This is a genomic window from Mesorhizobium sp. HAY1-8B (assembly GCF_056868045.1).
The window spans coordinates 5267447-5283069 of record NZ_CP200321.1; the positions used below are offsets into that span (position 1 = coordinate 5267447).

The 15623-nt window shown below is 62.1% G+C and carries 17 protein-coding genes; 7 read left to right on the forward strand and 10 right to left on the reverse strand.

Features of this window, described 5'->3' with window-relative positions; all coding sequences use genetic code 11:
- Positions 1-10: 10 nt before the first annotated feature.
- Both AC1VON_RS25285 and AC1VON_RS25290 read right to left on the reverse strand, forming a co-directional pair.
- On the reverse strand, positions 11-532 hold the full coding sequence (locus tag AC1VON_RS25285; RefSeq protein WP_483125246.1) for a hypothetical protein: 522 nt from the start codon (positions 530-532) through the stop codon (positions 11-13).
- A gap of 101 nt (positions 533-633) precedes the next feature.
- Positions 634-2049 carry an FAD-binding oxidoreductase gene (locus tag AC1VON_RS25290; RefSeq protein ID WP_483125247.1) on the reverse strand — a complete coding sequence of 472 codons (1416 nt, stop codon included), beginning with the start codon at positions 2047-2049 and terminating at the stop codon, positions 634-636.
- Positions 2050-2234: 185 nt separating this feature from the next.
- Between AC1VON_RS25290 and AC1VON_RS25295 the strand changes: the two genes are divergently transcribed.
- Both AC1VON_RS25295 and AC1VON_RS25300 read left to right on the forward strand, forming a co-directional pair.
- Complete coding sequence (locus AC1VON_RS25295) at positions 2235-2714, forward strand: thioesterase family protein (protein WP_483125248.1); 480 nt, start codon at positions 2235-2237, stop codon at positions 2712-2714.
- Positions 2715-2975: 261 nt separating this feature from the next.
- Positions 2976-3173, forward strand: a complete 198-nt coding sequence (locus tag AC1VON_RS25300) for a hypothetical protein (RefSeq protein WP_015317249.1) — start codon at positions 2976-2978, stop codon at positions 3171-3173.
- Positions 3174-3245: 72 nt separating this feature from the next.
- On the opposite strand, the gene AC1VON_RS25305 is transcribed toward AC1VON_RS25300, so the two are convergent.
- Entirely contained in the window at positions 3246-3725 is a 480-nt protein-coding gene (locus tag AC1VON_RS25305; RefSeq protein ID WP_483125249.1) for an Lrp/AsnC family transcriptional regulator, read from the reverse strand.
- Between the two features lie 89 nt (positions 3726-3814).
- Between AC1VON_RS25305 and AC1VON_RS25310 the strand changes: the two genes are divergently transcribed.
- From AC1VON_RS25310 to AC1VON_RS25320, 3 genes are all read left to right on the forward strand, one after another.
- On the forward strand, positions 3815-4723 hold the full coding sequence (locus tag AC1VON_RS25310) for an EamA family transporter (protein ID WP_483125250.1): 909 nt from the start codon (positions 3815-3817) through the stop codon (positions 4721-4723).
- A 144-nt stretch (positions 4724-4867) separates the two neighbouring features.
- Complete coding sequence (locus AC1VON_RS25315; RefSeq protein ID WP_483125251.1) at positions 4868-6019, forward strand: histidine kinase dimerization/phosphoacceptor domain -containing protein; 1152 nt, start codon at positions 4868-4870, stop codon at positions 6017-6019.
- Complete coding sequence (locus AC1VON_RS25320; RefSeq protein ID WP_483125252.1) at positions 6012-6458, forward strand: response regulator; 447 nt, start codon at positions 6012-6014, stop codon at positions 6456-6458. Before AC1VON_RS25315 ends, AC1VON_RS25320 begins: the two co-directional genes overlap by 8 nt.
- Positions 6459-6462: 4 nt before the next feature.
- Here the strand turns inward: AC1VON_RS25320 and AC1VON_RS25325 are convergent, their stop codons facing one another.
- Both AC1VON_RS25325 and AC1VON_RS25330 read right to left on the reverse strand, forming a co-directional pair.
- Entirely contained in the window at positions 6463-7356 is an 894-nt protein-coding gene (locus tag AC1VON_RS25325; RefSeq protein WP_483125253.1) for a dienelactone hydrolase family protein, read from the reverse strand.
- Between the two features lie 144 nt (positions 7357-7500).
- The gene (locus AC1VON_RS25330; RefSeq protein ID WP_483125254.1) at positions 7501-7725 is read right to left on the reverse strand and encodes a hypothetical protein; all 225 of its coding nucleotides are present in this window, start codon (positions 7723-7725) and stop codon (positions 7501-7503) included.
- Between the two features lie 64 nt (positions 7726-7789).
- Here AC1VON_RS25330 and AC1VON_RS25335 point away from each other — a divergent pair, with 64 nt between their 5' ends.
- On the forward strand, positions 7790-8227 hold the full coding sequence (locus tag AC1VON_RS25335) for a hypothetical protein (RefSeq protein WP_172349838.1): 438 nt from the start codon (positions 7790-7792) through the stop codon (positions 8225-8227).
- Between the two features lie 37 nt (positions 8228-8264).
- Here the strand turns inward: AC1VON_RS25335 and AC1VON_RS25340 are convergent, their stop codons facing one another.
- Positions 8265-10580, reverse strand: coding sequence for a glucose/quinate/shikimate family membrane-bound PQQ-dependent dehydrogenase (locus AC1VON_RS25340; RefSeq protein WP_483125255.1), 2316 nt, complete (start codon positions 10578-10580; stop codon positions 8265-8267).
- A 260-nt stretch (positions 10581-10840) separates the two neighbouring features.
- On the opposite strand from AC1VON_RS25340, the gene AC1VON_RS25345 reads away from it, so the two are divergent.
- Complete coding sequence (locus AC1VON_RS25345) at positions 10841-13510, forward strand: ATP-dependent helicase (RefSeq protein WP_483125256.1); 2670 nt, start codon at positions 10841-10843, stop codon at positions 13508-13510.
- 261 nt (positions 13511-13771) lie between these two features.
- Here the strand turns inward: AC1VON_RS25345 and AC1VON_RS25350 are convergent, their stop codons facing one another.
- The 4 genes from AC1VON_RS25350 to AC1VON_RS25365 all read right to left on the reverse strand — a co-directional run bounded on the left by AC1VON_RS25350 (position 13772) and on the right by AC1VON_RS25365 (position 15614).
- Positions 13772-14179, reverse strand: a complete 408-nt coding sequence (locus AC1VON_RS25350; protein ID WP_483125257.1) for a hypothetical protein — start codon at positions 14177-14179, stop codon at positions 13772-13774.
- A complete protein-coding gene (locus tag AC1VON_RS25355) occupies positions 14172-14843 on the reverse strand; it encodes an HNH endonuclease (RefSeq protein ID WP_483125258.1) in 672 nt (223 codons plus the stop codon). The genes AC1VON_RS25350 and AC1VON_RS25355 overlap by 8 nt, the downstream gene beginning before the upstream one ends.
- A gap of 134 nt (positions 14844-14977) precedes the next feature.
- The gene (locus AC1VON_RS25360; protein WP_483125259.1) at positions 14978-15247 is read right to left on the reverse strand and encodes a hypothetical protein; all 270 of its coding nucleotides are present in this window, start codon (positions 15245-15247) and stop codon (positions 14978-14980) included.
- A gap of 52 nt (positions 15248-15299) precedes the next feature.
- Positions 15300-15614, reverse strand: coding sequence for a ferritin family protein (locus AC1VON_RS25365; protein ID WP_172349835.1), 315 nt, complete (start codon positions 15612-15614; stop codon positions 15300-15302).
- Between the last annotated feature and the right edge of the window lie 9 nt (positions 15615-15623).

Consider the following 15623-nt stretch of genomic DNA (forward strand, 5'->3'; position numbering starts at 1 on the left):
CCGCGGGACCTCAGCGTGCGTCGCGCTTGGCTTGCGCCACCTTGCCTGCCTTGCGCTGCCGGCCGAGTTCCGCCGGCCGGACCAGATTCGACGCCCGCTTATTGGCCACGGAGCGCATGCCCTTGTGAGCCGTCCGTGAATTGTGAGACGGACCGTCCGATGGCGCACCTTGCTTCAAGGCCAACGCCTTGCGTGCGTTCCCGACCAGGGAAACGCGGGCCGCCAGTTGGCGCCGCCGTTCGGCCTCGCCATTCAGCCGCCGCATGGCCATGGCCAGCACGGCCAACTTCACCTGCGAGCCACCATCGGCCTTTGAAGCGGCAGCCCCTTTCGGCGCGCCCTTGCCACGGATCTCGCGCCGGCGGCGGTGCGCCTCGGCCTGCGCCTTGTCGCGCCGGTCCCGCAGCAGCTTGACCAGACCGGAAAGGTCGGCGTCGGAAAGGTCCTGCACCGCCGGATGGTGCGACTTTTCCACCAGTTCCTTTTCATCGGCGCTCAGCGCACGCGCTTCTTCCTTGCGTGAAATGGCCATCACAGTCCTCCTCGGCTGGCGTGCCTGTTCTTTCAGGCTCGCCGCCTCGGGAGCCTCGACCCGAATGGTGGCGCGGTCAAGACGAGCCTTTTCGTGAAGCCCTACCCCACATCGGGCAGGATCTTGCCGGGATTCATGATGTTTTGCGGGTCGAGCGCCTGCTTGATGGTGCGCATGATGTCGACGCCGTGGCCGAGTTCGCGGCGCAGGAAGCCGATCTTGCCCTGGCCAATGCCGTGCTCGCCGGTGCAGGTGCCATCCATGGCGATCGCCCGCAAATTGAGCCGCGCGACGAACTTTTCCGACAGCGCTATCTCGTTCGGGTCGTTCACATCCATCAGCACCAGCACGTGGAAATTGCCGTCGCCTGCATGGCCGACGATCGGCGCGATCAGGCCCATCTCGGCGATATCGGCCTCGGTTTCGGTGACACACTCGGCAAAGCGCGAGATCGGCACGCAGACATCGGTCGACAGGCCCTTGGCGCCCGGCCGCAGCGTCAGCGACGACCAATAGGCGTCGTGCCTGGCCTTCCAAAGTTTGGTGCGCTCCTCGGCGACGCTGGTCCACAGGAACGGGCCGCCACCATTTTCCTCGGCGATCATGCCGAAAGTCTCGGCCTGTTCGGCAACGCCGGCATCGCTGCCGTGGAACTCCACGAACAGGCACGGGCTCTCGGGATAATCGAGCTTGGAATAATTCTTCATCGCCCGCATCTGCAGCGCGTTGACCAGTTCGATGCGCGCCACCGGAATGCCCATCTGGATCGTCGCGATGACGGCGTTGCAGGCCGCTTCGACACTCGGGAACGGACATACGCCGCCGGAGATTGCCTGTGGAATGCCCTGAAGCTTCAACGTCAGCGCGGTGATGATGCCGAGCGTGCCTTCCGAACCGACCAGAAGCCTGGTCAAATCGTAGCCGGCCGAGCTCTTTTTGGCCCGCTTGCCGGTCGTCACCGTCTCGCCATCGGCCATGACGGCCGTCAGCGACAGCACGTTCTCGCGCATCGTGCCGTAGCGCACCGCATTGGTGCCGGAAGCCCGCGTCGCCGCCATGCCGCCAAGCGAGGCATTGGCGCCCGGATCGATCGGAAAGAACAGGCCGGTGTCGCGCAGATGCCGGTTCAGATCCTCACGTGTCACGCCAGGCTCGACCGTGCAGTCGAGATCCTGCGGGTTGACCGAAAGAATGCGGTTCATGCGCGACGTGTCGACCGAGATGCCGCCGCCCGGCGCGTTGGTATGGCCTTCCAGCGACGAGCCGACACCGAAGGCGATGACCGGCACGCGGTGCGCCGCGCAGGCGCGCACGATCTCTTGCACCTCGGCCGTCGTCTCCGGGAAAGCGACGCCATCGGGCGCCTGCGTCGGGATATAGGTGGTGGTGTGCGCGTGCTGCGAACGGATGGCCTGGCCGGTCTGGAAGCGCTCGCCCAACTGTTGCTTGAGGATGCCGAGCACCGCCGCGATGCCTTCCTCGTTGCGTTCGACCGGATTGAGGTCGCTCAGAGCCATGAATTCCTCCGCGAATGGACCAGCGCCCACGCTTGTTTTGCAGCTATGGATGCCTAAAGCAATTCCAGGAAAAGTGTGAAGCGCTTTTCCTGGGAAACCGCATGGCGCTTTCCCTAGGGAATTGCGTCAGAACAAAAAAGACCCCGCAGCCACGCTCTATCCAGCACCAGAACAAGGAAGTTTCAATGTCCATCCCCGCCCCCTTCATCTCCAGGCCCATGGACATCGAGAAGGACTGGATCGATTACAACGGCCATCTCAACATGGCCTATTATAACGTCCTGTTCGACCGCTGCTCGGATGAGGCCTTCGAGGCGATGGGCGTGGGACTGGACTATGTGAAGCAACGGCGCCTCACCATCTACACCGCCGAAATCCATGTCTGCTACGTCCAGGAATTGCATCTCGACCACAAGGTCACGGTCTCCTTCCAGCTCATCGACCATGACGCGAAGCGGCTCAGGTCCTACCAGGAAATCCGCCATGTCGACGGCTGGCTCGCCGCCACGTCCGAGACGCTGTCGCTGCATGTCGACATGGCTGGGCCAAAGGTCGCGCCCTTCCCCGCCGATGTGCTGGCCAGGATCGAGGCCATGCGCGCCGCCCATTCGGTGCTGCCCATGCCGGAGCGCGCCGGCCGCGCCATCGGCATCAAACGCAAATAGGGCGAAGCCGATATCCATCCGGATTCGGCACGCCGAGGCATTGGGTCTGGCTTCAAAGCCACACCCTGAACTCAAAATCACAGAGCCCCCCGATATCCACCGGCAGCGGTGCTTGAAGCGGGTTTGGACCGGCGTTAACCTTACCGAGGTTTTAACGGGAAGAAGCCAATTGAGCCGTTGAACGACTCAGCGGAGCGGTCGAAAACCATCCGCATAGAGTTGTTTACGAGCGGCGGGGCGAAGCCGGTTCGAGGGACGTGCATGAAAACCGACATCAAGGTCGAGGTGGACAGGCTGGCCGCTGATCCGCGCATATCGGACTATGATTTCTGGCGTTCGCTCAAGAACGTCGACAACGAGATCTTCCATATCGCCAACAACAATGAGCCGATCCCGTTCGACATGATCCGCTGGCGCAGCATTTTGAAGCGCGCCCGCTTGAAGCGCGGCCACGCATAGCGTCCGCGAGTCGGCCTGAGAAAAAATCGGGGCGACCAATTAAGTCGTGCCGTTCCATTAAGTCGTGCCGTTTCATGGCGATCGCCTGATTGCCGCCAGCGGCGAGCGGGCCACCACCGGCGATGACTGGATGATGGCCGTATTCGTCATCGCATAGGGGATGATGCGGTCGATCACCCGTTCGAGCTCGGCCACCGACCCGACATGAGCGAGCGCGATGAAGCAATCCTCGCCAGTCACCCGGTCGCATTGCGCGATCTCCGGCAACTCGCGAATGATATCGGCGACGACCGACAATTGTCCCGGCACCGGCCGGATGCGCAGCCACGCCGACAGCGTCAGGCCAAGCGCGGCGGGATTGATCCGGACGCAATAGGCTTCGATGACGCCACTCTCCTGCAGCCGCTTGATGCGCTCGGCGACACTCGGTGCCGACAGGCCGACCGAGCGCGCAAGCTCCGCCGTGCTGGTGCGCGCATCCTTTTCCAGCAGGCGCAGGATTTTCATATCCGCCGCGTCGAGATCGGGATTTTCAGTTCCAAGGCGTTTCAACGAAAAGTCCTTTCTTTCAGGAATGAAATTGCCAGATAAATCGGCCATTCATCATATAAAATAGAAAAACTGCCTGCGATACTGATCCGATGAACGATCAGACGCAAGCGCCCGCTGCCGGCCCTGCCCTCAACGGCCCCGTGCTCGACACCCTGGCGGCAAGGTTGCCGCCGCATGTCTGGTTCGGCGTCAGCGCAATCTTCCACTATCTCGGCCCGGCCTTCGCGGTGCTGCTGTTCCCGCATGTCGACGTGCTCGGCATGGCATGGCTGCGCATCTCCACCGCGGCGCTGATCTTCGCGCCGCTGACGCGCCCGTGGCGAAGCTTCGCTCGCGCCGATCCCGCAACGCGCCTGCTGCTGATGGCTTTCGGCGTCTACCTGGCGGTGATGAATTGCTCGTTCTACCTGGCACTCGACCGCCTGCCGATCTCGCTGGTGGCGGCGATCGAATTTGTCGGCACCATCGGCGTCGCGCTCGTCGGCCTCAGGAGCGCCCGCAACCTGGCTGCTCTCGCCGTCGCCGTCACCGGCACCTTGCTGCTCATCGACGTCAGATGGCCCGATGATCCCGTCGGCCTGTTCTGGGCCTTCCTCAACGGCGCGCTGTTTGTCGGCTACATCGTGCTCGGCCATCGCGTCGCCCGTTCCGGTGCCGGCGACGGCATTGCGGGCCTCGGTGCCGCCATGGCGGTCGCCTTCGTCTTCGTGCTGCCGATCGGCTTCGCGGATGCGCTGCCCGCTTTTTTCTCACCACCGCTGCTGGTCGCCGCCATCGGCGTCGGCATCTGCTCCTCGGTCATTCCCTACATCTGCGACCAGCTTGCGATGTCGCGGTTGCCGCGCTCGAGTTTCGCGCTGATGCTGTCGCTGCTGCCGGTCACGGCAACGCTGATCGGCGTCATCGTGCTGCGCCAGATTCCGAGCCTGATCGATTGCCTCGGCATCGCGCTGGTGGTTGCCGGTGTCGCCTTCCACAAGCCTGCATCCAGCAGCTAGCTGCCAGGAAAGCCTTTATCTTCAATTGCTTGTAGAACTGCCGAGTCGGTTCCCGATCTCGCCGGACTGCGACAAGACGCTCAATATTGAACCAATTTCGCCCTTGAGCCGTTGTCCCCTACGAAAACGGCTTGGAGTGACACCATGGACTGGAAACGGACCAGGGAGCCTGCCGACGCTTGGCACATGACGGATGACCTTCATGTCGAGCATGGCAAGGGCGACCCGTTCGCGGCGGCCATCCGCGCCACCCGCATGTCGATGATCATCACTGATCCTCGGCGGCCTGATAACCCGATCGTCTTTGCCAATGACGCCTTCCTGCGGCTGACCGGCTATGAGCGCCAGGAGGTGCTGGGCAAGAACTGCCGCTTCCTGCAGGGGCCGAAAACCGACAAGGCCGCCGTCGGGCAAATCCGCACGGCGATCGAAGACAACGCCGATGTCAGCGTCGACATCCTGAACTATCGCAAGGATGGTTCGACCTTTTGGAACGCGCTCTACATCAGCCCTGTCTCCAACGACAAGGGCGAAGTGCAGTTCTTTTTCGCCTCGCAACTCGACGTCTCGGACCGCAAGCGCTCGGAGCATCGCATCACGGCCGACAAGGATCGCTTCGAGAAGGCGGTGAAGGAACGCACCGCCGAACTGGAAGCAGCACTGGAGGCACAGACCACCCTGCTGCACGAGGTCGATCACCGGGTGAAAAACAATCTGCAGATGATCTCATCGCTCATCATCATGCAGCGCCGGACCATAAAGGATGAAGCGACCAGGCATTCGTTGACCACCATGCTGGAGCGCATCGAGGCGCTCAGCACCGTGCATCGCCGGCTCTACCAGTCGAAGGATGTCAGCCGGTTCGACGTCTCGGATTTCGCCAAGGACCTGGTGACGGATCTTCTGACGGCGTCGGGGCGATCCGGAATCAAGTCGAACCTTGAGCTCGAACCCATTGTGATTTCGGCAGAGAAGGCGACGCCTGTCGCGCTGATGGTCAATGAACTCGTCACCAATGCCTTGAAGCATGCTTTCAAGGAGGGACCCGACGGGACCACCGCGGGGCGCATCGGCGTCAAGATGAGCCAGCCCGACGGCCACTTCAACATCGAGGTATCAGACGATGGCGTCGGCATGGCCGAAGCCAATGGCGATGCCTCTTTTGGCATGCGGCTGATCAAATCGCTCGCCCGCCAGTTGCACGCCGATATCGAATGGCGTGACGCCGGCCCCGGCACCAAGGTCGTGATCTCGATGCCAAACGAACCGCAGCAAAAGGGACTCTCTCATGACTGAACCACTCAAGGTCCTGATCGTCGAGGATGAAGCGCTGTTGGCGATGGAGCTGGAAAGCCTTGTCGAGGAAGCCGGCCATAGCGTCGTCGGCTGGGCGACGTCTTCGGCGGAAGCAAAAAGCATGGTCGAGTCCACGGATGCCGACATCGCCTTTGTCGACATCCATCTCACCGATGGTCCGACTGGTGTCGAGGTGGCCGAATATATCGGCCAGAAGAAGAGCTCGATGGTGGTGTTCATGACCGCCAATCCGAAGCGCATTCCCGAGCATTTCGCCGGTGCGATCGGTGTCATCGCCAAGCCCTATACGATGAACGGGCTGACGTCGGCGTTGCGGTACCTGCAGGAGGGCGTGCGCCGCCCGCCTCCGGTTTCGACACGTCCAGCCGGCTTCACCCTGTCGCCGGCCTTCGCGGCGGTCTGGGCGCCAGCGGCCTGACGTCCTACGCCAGCTTCTGTTTCAGGAAGGCGATCGTCCTGCCCCAGGCGAGATCGGCTGCCTTCTTGTCGTAACGCGCAGCCGAGGTATCGTTGTTGAAGGCATGGTTGGCGCCTTCATAGACATAGACCGTGTATTCGACATGCGCGGCATCGAGCTCCTTCTGGAAGGCGTCGATGCCGGCATTGGTGCGATCGTCGAGGCCGGCATAGTGCAGCATCAGTGCGGCCTTGATCTTCGAAACATCGGCGGCCTTCGGCTGCATACCGTAATAGGCCACGCTCGCCGCGAGATCCGGCGCATTGACGGCCAGCATGTTGGCCGTGCCGCCGCCCCAGCAGAAGCCGATGGCGCCGACCTTGCCATTGCCGTCCTTGTCGTCCTTCAGGAAAGCGACGGTCGCCACGCCATTGGCGACCGTCTGCGCCGGGTCGAGCTTCGCGAACATGTCACGCGCCTTGTCCTCATCGGCGGGGGTGCCGCCAAGCGGCGACAGGAAGTCCGGCGCCAGCGCCACGAACCCCTCCAGCGCCACGCGCCGGGCCACGTCGCGTATATGCGGGTTGAGCCCCCTGTTTTCATGGATGACGATGACGGTGCCGAGTTTGCCGGCCTGGTTTGCCGGTTTGACCAGATAGCCCTTCATATCGCCCCCGTTGCCGGGATAGCTGATCTCCTCGCCTTTCACCCGTGGATCGTTGTCGGCAACGATTGCCGCCTGGGCGGAGTTCGCCGCCAGCATCGGCACGATCGCGACCGCCGCGGCACCCGATCCGGCAAGCCTGGTCAGTTGTTCCATGAAGTGCCGGCGGTCGAGCGTCAGATGCGTGTATTCGTCATAGGCGTCGATCATCGCCTGGGTGATGGCGGGTTGGTCGGTGGCGGTGGATTTGGTCATCGGCGCACTCCTCGATCTCGCTATCTCGATGCGATGTCTGCCGTTCGCAAGATAGGGGCGAGCCTTGCATCGTCCAGTCACGGCCCGGTGAGACACCCCATCTCTCCCGGCGAGCCGAGGCAACATCATCCCAATCTGGCATCATCACAATTTGGTCATCGGCGACAAATCTTGATGGCGCTGCCACAATAGTAGGGGAAACTGACCATACGGCCGCCCCATGGCGCGGCCACGGTCCTGAAAGGCCCGAGCTGAAAGGAAGCCGCCGATGACCATGCCCTCGCCGATCCTGGCAACCGCCTTTATCGTTGCCGCAGCCGCGATCCTGACGATGCGCGCGGCCGTTGTAGCGGCGAGCCGGAAGTCCATGGTCAAGGTCCGCGGCCGCCAGCGCCACCCGGCAGACACGAAAACCCAAGGTTGAGGTGAAGTCATGGACGTACAGGATATCGTGAACACCGTTTCGCAGAAGGCCGGCCTTGACCAGGCAACGACGGAAAAGGTCGTCGGCACCATCTTCTCGGTGCTCGAGCACGAGGCGGAAGGCACCAGCGCCTCATCCTTCTTCGCCAAGATTCCGGGCGCCGATGCACTGGCGCAGAAATATGACGTCATGGCCGCCGCCCCCGCCGGCGGCGGTGGCGGCTTCCTGTCCTCGCTGCAAGGCGCGCTTGGCGGCGTTCTCGGCGAGAAAGCGGGCGCGCTGGTCAACGGCCTCGCCGCCCTCAAGGCATCCGGCCTCGATCTGGCGCAGATCCAGAAGGCTGGCGCCACACTGGTCCAGCAGGCCGAAACCGCTGCCGGCCCCGATCTGACCAACCAGGTGCTGGGCTCGGTGCCCAGCCTGAAGAGCCATCTCGGGCTCGGCTGACCGTCAATTCGCCGAGCTTGCCTCCAGGCAACCCCGTCTACTTGGGCAGCGCGTAAGCCATCACATAATCCCCCGGCTTGGTGCCGACCGAGCCGTGGCCGCCGGCAACGATGACCACGAACTGGCGTCCGTCGGCGACCGTATAGGTCATCGGCGTCGATTGCCCGCCGGCCGGCAGCCGCGCCCGCCAGAGCTGCTTGCCCGACGTCAGGTCGTAGGCGCGCAGATAATCGTCGACCGCGGCCCCCAGGAAAGCGACACCACCGGCTGTGATCATCGGCCCGCCAATGCCGGGCACCCCGACCTTCAGCGGCAACGGCAGCGGCGTCATGTCATAGACGGTGCCGTTGCGGTGCTTGTAGGCGATTGTGCCGGTTCTCAGATCGACGCCGGCGACATATCCCCAGGGCGGCGCCTGGCAGGGAATGCCGAGCGGCGACAGGAACGGTCCCATCACCACCGCATAGGGTGCGCCCTCGTTGCGGTTCAAGCCCTGTTCGCTGCCGCGCCCTCCATCCGGTGGCGGCACCTGGTCGCGCGGGATGAGTCGCGACTTGAACGCCAGATAGGTCGGCATGCCGAACATTACCTGCCGAACCGGATCGACCGCGACGCCGCCCCAGTTGAAGGTGCCGAAATTGCCGGGATAGATCAGCGAGCCCTGTACGGAAGGCGGCGTATAGCGGCCTTCGTAACGCAGGCCCTGAAATTCGATTCGGCAAGCCAGCTGGTCGAACATGGTGATGCCCCACATGTCGGCTTCGGTCAGCGGCTTCGGGTTGAAGGAGAGATCGGACGAAGGCTGCGTCGGCGACGCATGGTCGCCCTCGATGGCGCCGCCGGGCGCCGGCACTTCCTTGACCGCGATCACCGGCTCGCCGGTGCGCCGGTCGAGCACATAGAGGTCGCCCTGCTTGGTCGGCCCGACCAGCGCGGGCACGATCGTGCCGTCGGCCTTGGTGATGTCGATCAGGCTCGGCTGCGCCGGCACGTCCATGTCCCAGAGGTCGTGGTGCACGGTCTGCCGCACCCATTTCAACTGCCCGGTATTGAGATCGAGCGCGGTGATCGAGGAGGAGAACTTCTCGACATTGGCGCTGCGTCCGGCGCCGAGCTGGTCCGGCGTCTGGTTGCCGAGCGGCACGTAAAGCAGGCCAAGCTTCTCGTCGGCGCTCGGCGTCGACCACATGTTGGGCGAGTTGGCGGTGTAGGTCTGGCCGGCCGGCAGCGGCGTCGTCTCGTCCGGATTGCCTGAATCCCAGTTCCACAGCAGCTTGCCTGTGCCCGCATCATAGGCGCGGATAACGCCCGACGGCTCCTGCGTCGAATAATTGTCGTTGACCGCGCCGCCGACGATGATCTTGCCGCCGGCAATCAGCGGCGCCGAGGTCGAATAGTAGTAGCCCGATTTCGGGTATGGCATGTTGGTCAAGAGATTGAGCGTGCCGGCCTCGGCGAAGGCTGGACAGACCTGGCCGTTGGCGGCATCGAGCGCGATCAGCCGGGCATCCGAGGTCGGCAGGTAGACGCGGGTCGCGCAGGGCTGGCCGGCGGCGCCAGCGGCATCGGCATAGTAGGACACGCCGCGGCAGGTCTGGTGCTGGCGGTCCTTGTCGAGCTTGATCTTGGGGTCGTAGCGCCATTTTTCCTTGCCGGTCGCGGCGTCGACCGCGATGGCGAAATTGTGCGGCGTGCAGATGTAGAGCGTGTCGCCGACCTTGAGCGGCGTCACCTGATAGGTGGTCTCGCCGACATCGTCCGGCCCCTTCACGTCGCCGGTGCGATAGGTCCAGGCCGGCTGCAGATTGGCGACATTGTCGGGCGTGATCTGGTCAAGCGGCGAATAGCGCTGGCCGAATTGCGTGCGCCCGTAGAAATGCCATTCGCCGGCCGGCACATCGTTGCCCAGATTGGCGTTTGGGGTCACCTTGTCGGTGTCGAGCGCGCCGGCGATGTCCTTCGGGTCCGTGGTCATCGAATAGCCGGCCACCGCCAGCGAGGCCAGCACGGCCAGGATCAGCGGCGCCCGCCCGTCAGGACCGGCAAGGCCCCGCCGCGCCCACGGCGTCAGCAGCCATAGCGCCACCAGCACGATGATGCCGCCGCGCGGGCCGAGTTCCCACCAGTCGAAGCCGGTTTCCCAGACCGCCCAGGCCAGAGTGCCGAGCACGATCGCCGCGTAGAGCCACAGCGCGGTGGAGCGGCGCCGGTAGAACAGCCAGGCGGTGATCAGGAACGCGAGACCCGATATGATGTAGTACCAGCTGCCGCCCAGCGAGGCCAACCAGATGCCGCCAGCGCCAAGCGCCAGACCGAGAAGAAAGAGAACAAGGGAGGTGATGGTGACAGCCAAGATGATACTCCTTCGACTGTTGCGCGCCTCGCGCGGCCATGGGCAACCCGGCATTGCGTTCCTGCCCGGTACACAACTTTCTCCCGCCCGCCTCGCCTGTCAAGCTTGGGCCACGAGCCGAAAGGCAGCGCTCGGTCCGGCTGCAAATGCGCGGCGGGCTGAGCGTCATGCGTGCCAAGGTGACCGGATAAGCCACTTTACCGGGAACAAAACGTAGACAGTTCTGGTCTTTCCCAACCGAATCACTACATTCGGGGGCGATGTCCGGCTTTTCCGAAGACATGCCCTTTTTCGACGAACCCAATGCGCGGCCCACGGCCCCGTCGGGCATTGCCGCGCGCGCCATGGCTGCCCGCGGCGGCCACAACAATGCGCCGGACTATCTCCGGGGGCTGAATCCGGAACAAAGGCTGGCGGTGGAGACCACCGAGGGTCCTGTTCTGGTGCTGGCCGGCGCCGGCACCGGCAAGACGCGCGTGCTCACCACCCGCATCGCCCATATTCTCGCCACGGGAAAAGCCTTCCCCTCGCAGATTCTGGCCGTGACCTTCACCAACAAGGCCGCGCGCGAGATGAAACAGCGCATCGGCATCCTGATCGGCGAAGGAAATGTCGAGGGCATGCCGTGGCTGGGCACCTTCCACTCGATCGGCGTGAAGCTGCTGCGCCGCCATGCCGAGCTCGCCGGTCTGCGTTCCGACTTCACCATCCTCGACACCGACGATGTCGTGCGGCTGATCAAGCAGCTGATCCAGGCCGAGGGACTCGACGACAAGCGCTGGCCGGCCAAGCAGTTCGCGCAGATGATCGACGGCTGGAAGAACAAGGGCCAAGGACCGGCCGATATCGCCGAGGGCGACGCGCGCAGCTTCGCCAATGGCAAGGGCCGCGAACTGTACAAGGCCTATCAGGAGCGCCTGCAGACGCTCAATGCCTGCGACTTCGGCGACCTGCTCTGCCACCCGATCCGCATCTTCCGCGCCAATCCGGATGTGCTGAAGGACTACCACCGGCGCTTCAAATACATCCTCGTCGACGAATACCAGGACACCAACACCGCCCAGTACATGTGGCTGCGCCTTTTGGCACAGCGGCCGGACAGCGGGCGCGGATCAACGTCGACGGATCTGCGATCGGCCGAAGGCCGCAAGCCCGACCGGGCGTCCGAGCCGTTGCGAGGCCCCCGCGGAGGGCCCGCGCCGGCAGGCGCGGAACGGCCCGTGAGCGATAACAAAGTCAACATCTGTTGCGTCGGCGACGACGATCAGTCGATCTATGGCTGGCGCGGCGCCGAGGTCGACAACATCCTGCGCTTCGACAAGGATTTCCCGGGCGCCACCATCATAAGGTTGGAGCGCAACTACCGCTCGACCGCGCATATCCTTGGCGCGGCTTCGCATCTCATCGCCTACAATGAGGGCCGTTTCGGCAAGACGCTGTTCACCGACCGCAACGACCCCGAGGACGGCAAGGTCAATGTCCACGCCGCGTGGGATTCCGAGGAGGAAGCCCGCGCCATCGGCGAGACCATCGAGGCCTATCAGCGCGAGAAGCATAATCTGAACGACATGGCGATCCTTGTGCGCGCGTCCTTCCAGATGCGCGCCTTCGAGGACCGCTTCATCACGCTCGGCCTCAACTACCGCGTCATCGGCGGCCCGCGCTTCTACGAGCGCATGGAAATTCGCGACGCGCTGGCCTTCTTCCGCGTCGTCGCCAACGGCGGCGACGACCTCGCCTTCGAGCGCATCGTCAATGTGCCGAAGCGGGGCCTGGGCGAAGCCACCATCCGCCAGATCCACGACACGGCGCGTGCGCTGCGCATTCCGATGCTGGAGGCCGCCGGCAATCTCGCCGAAAGCGACGAGTTGAAGCCGAAGCCGCGCGCCGCATTGCGCGAAGTGGCCGCCAATTTCGAACGCTGGGCAAAGGCGCTGGAAACCACGCCGCACACCGAGCTCGCCGAGACCATTCTCGAAGAGAGCGGCTACACCGACATGTGGAAGAACGACCGCTCGGCCGAAGCGCCGGGGCGGCTGGAGAATCTCAAGGAACTGATCCGCTCGATGGAGGAGTACGAGTCGCTGCGCTCCTTCCTCGAACACGTGGCGCTGGTCATGGATGCCGAGCAGAATGCCGGGCAGGACGCTGTCTCGATCATGACGCTGCATTCGGCCAAGGGCCTCGAATTCGAGACGGTTTTTCTCCCTGGCTGGGAGGAAGGCCTCTTTCCCCACCAGCGCGCGCTCGATGAAGGCGGCCGCTCCGGTCTGGAGGAAGAGCGCCGGCTGGCCTATGTCGGCCTCACCCGGGCCAAGAAGAACCTGCATATCTGGTTCGTCTCCAACCGCCTCATCCACGGGCTCTGGCAATCGACCATCCCGTCGCGCTTCCTGGAGGAGCTGCCGGAGGCCCATGTCGAGGTCGCGGAAAGCGGCAACAGCTATGGCGGCTATGGCAATTCCTACGGCGGCGGCTCATTCGCTTCCGGTCGTGGTGGCCGCCAGAACCCTTATGGCGCGTCGCGTTTCGACAATGTTGGCGCCAACAATGGCGGCGCGGAGAAATCCGGCGCCTTCTCTAACACCTATTCGACGCCCGGCTGGCAGCGCGCACAGGCCAACCGCACCGAAGCGACCGACCGCAACTGGGGCTCGCGCTCCGGCCACCAGGTCGAGCGTATCGGCTATGGCGAGACCGACAGCGGCTACGGCGCCGGCCGCACGAGCGTGAAGGGCCGCACCATCGATGGCGAACTGGTCGCCAAATCCGTCTCCGACACGCCGTCCGCCTTCAGCGTCGGCGACCGCGTCTTCCACCAGAAATTCGGCAACGGCAATATCTCGGCCATCGAAGGCAACAAGCTGACCATCGACTTCGACAAGGCAGGGCAGAAACGCGTGCTGGACGGGTTCGTCGCGGCGGTGTGAGCTGCTCGCCTGTGGCGATCCTAGATCAGCTTCACCAACTCGGCGTGATCTCTAAGCGGCGCGCCCGAGAATTCGTCGAGAGTTAAAAGCGTGAAATCAACACGACAGTCGATCGAAAGAGACAATCCACTTAAATACCCACAAAGAGCCCGATGCAAATCCGGCAGCCTTTCGTCTGAAATTTCAGTAGTAAAAAGCATATCTACGTCATCAAATAATTCGCCACGAAAGAATGATCCAAAACCATAGACTGATATAACGTCAAGATTTAGTGCTATAGTATCGATTACCGTCTTTATCTTTCTTTGCATAATCCCAATATTTAGTAGCCCAAATTCCTCCGGCCAGCTCGGTAGAGTTGTAGAGTCCGATATGATTTTCCCTGCAATAATCTTTCGCCTGATTCGAATAGCCATTCCAAGAGCCCCCTACACAAATATATTGAAGCGGCCCAAAATCTTGCAAGGCACGCATGACCAATGCAAGGCTGAATGCATAGTCGTCGCCGCCGAGTAGGCGCATTTGGTCTCCCTGTTGCTTTCGATCAAATAGAAAAAGGATATCTTTTTCTCTCCGCAAATTCTTTACGTTATCATGGTTTGAAAGAATTTTTTGCAGAAATGACGTCCTTGAGAAGGGTATACTCCAAGGGTTGACGGAATCACTCATAGCCAAATCTTTCAGAAAAGATGCTTGGGAATTTTGGATAAAACTCCGTACGACCAAACTGCTGCTGCTCATAGGCTAAGGCGTGCTTCTTGAAAGCGAGGAACGCGATCGCGTCTTCCTTGCACAACAACGAAATATTACCCGCAATAGCGTTCATGATCTTTATATTGTTTGGTAAAATTGTATCTAATTTACGAGCACTCCAAATTTCAACAGCATCGGAACCAGGATCTTCGTTCGCTATCGGCGAACTCGGGCCAACTTCCGAGAAAATTCCGTGATTTTCCGCCAATAGCAGACCAATATAGTTTCTTAGTTCGTCAAAATTTTCAAATCGAACATTGCATCCCGCTTGTTTGACTTCTTCTTCTCGCCCATTTTTCCATCCTCGTAGCAAATCTTCCGAATATGCAGCCGGAGCCTTGTCAACGGCGGTGTGACAGTTTGGACACAGTAAAACCAGGTTTTCATACGTGTCGAGTCCGCCTCCAGCTTGACCACGAGGACCATCGGCGCTGTGCGCAATAACGTGCGCCATTTCCCCAATATGAAAAGTTGGCACACCGTCCACTACTTTAGTCAAGTCAGCGCGGCACTTCGGATTTGAGCACTTCCCACCTGCTCGTCCCCACAGAATTTTTGTATCTGGTAATGCAATCGGCATAACTTAGAATGCCGCATACAGTGACTTTCTACCAGCCCCGTATGATTGGCTGATGAATATCTTTTGTAACTGGAAGCGCGCTCGACGGATTGGTCATCAAGGTCTTAGCAACCGCCTGCCCGCAGCGTTCGCTTTTACGGCCGCGCCCCCCGGGGCAAAATCCCTTGCCCTCGCCTGCACCCCGCCTGGTTCCATTTGTGGCCGAGCAGCGACAGGATGATCAACCCGTTGAACAACTGCACGTAGAAGCCGCTCAGGCCCACCGCCACCACGCCGGTCTGGATGAACGACACTGTGACCGCGCCGATCGCGCCGCCGGCAACCGTGCCGATGCCGCCCCAGGTCGGGGTGCCGCCGACGAACACCAACGCCAGCACCGGCAGGTGATAGCCGTCACCTGCCATCGGGCGAGTTGGGCATCTTCGTGAAAGTGCCGGAAATCGGTAGAGCTACCGGTCAATCCACCTTCTTCTCGCCCCGCTCGCCGGCCTTGACGATGTCGCCCGTCGTGAACAGGATTTCCTTCAGTTCCGCCCGCCAGTCCTGCTTCTGGCGCAGCAGGAATTCCAGATCCATGCCGAAATGTTTGAACTCCTCGCCCTGCGCGTTCTTCATGATCGCGCGGGCCTGAGGATCCTTTTCCACCGAAATGCGCTGTTCGTACCAGCCGATGGCTTCCGCCTCCTCGATCAGCGAGGTGATCATGCGGGCAAAGGTCCGCACCTTCTGCGATAGTTCTTCAGGAGGTTCGTGATACTGGTCGAAACCCATGTCGTCCTC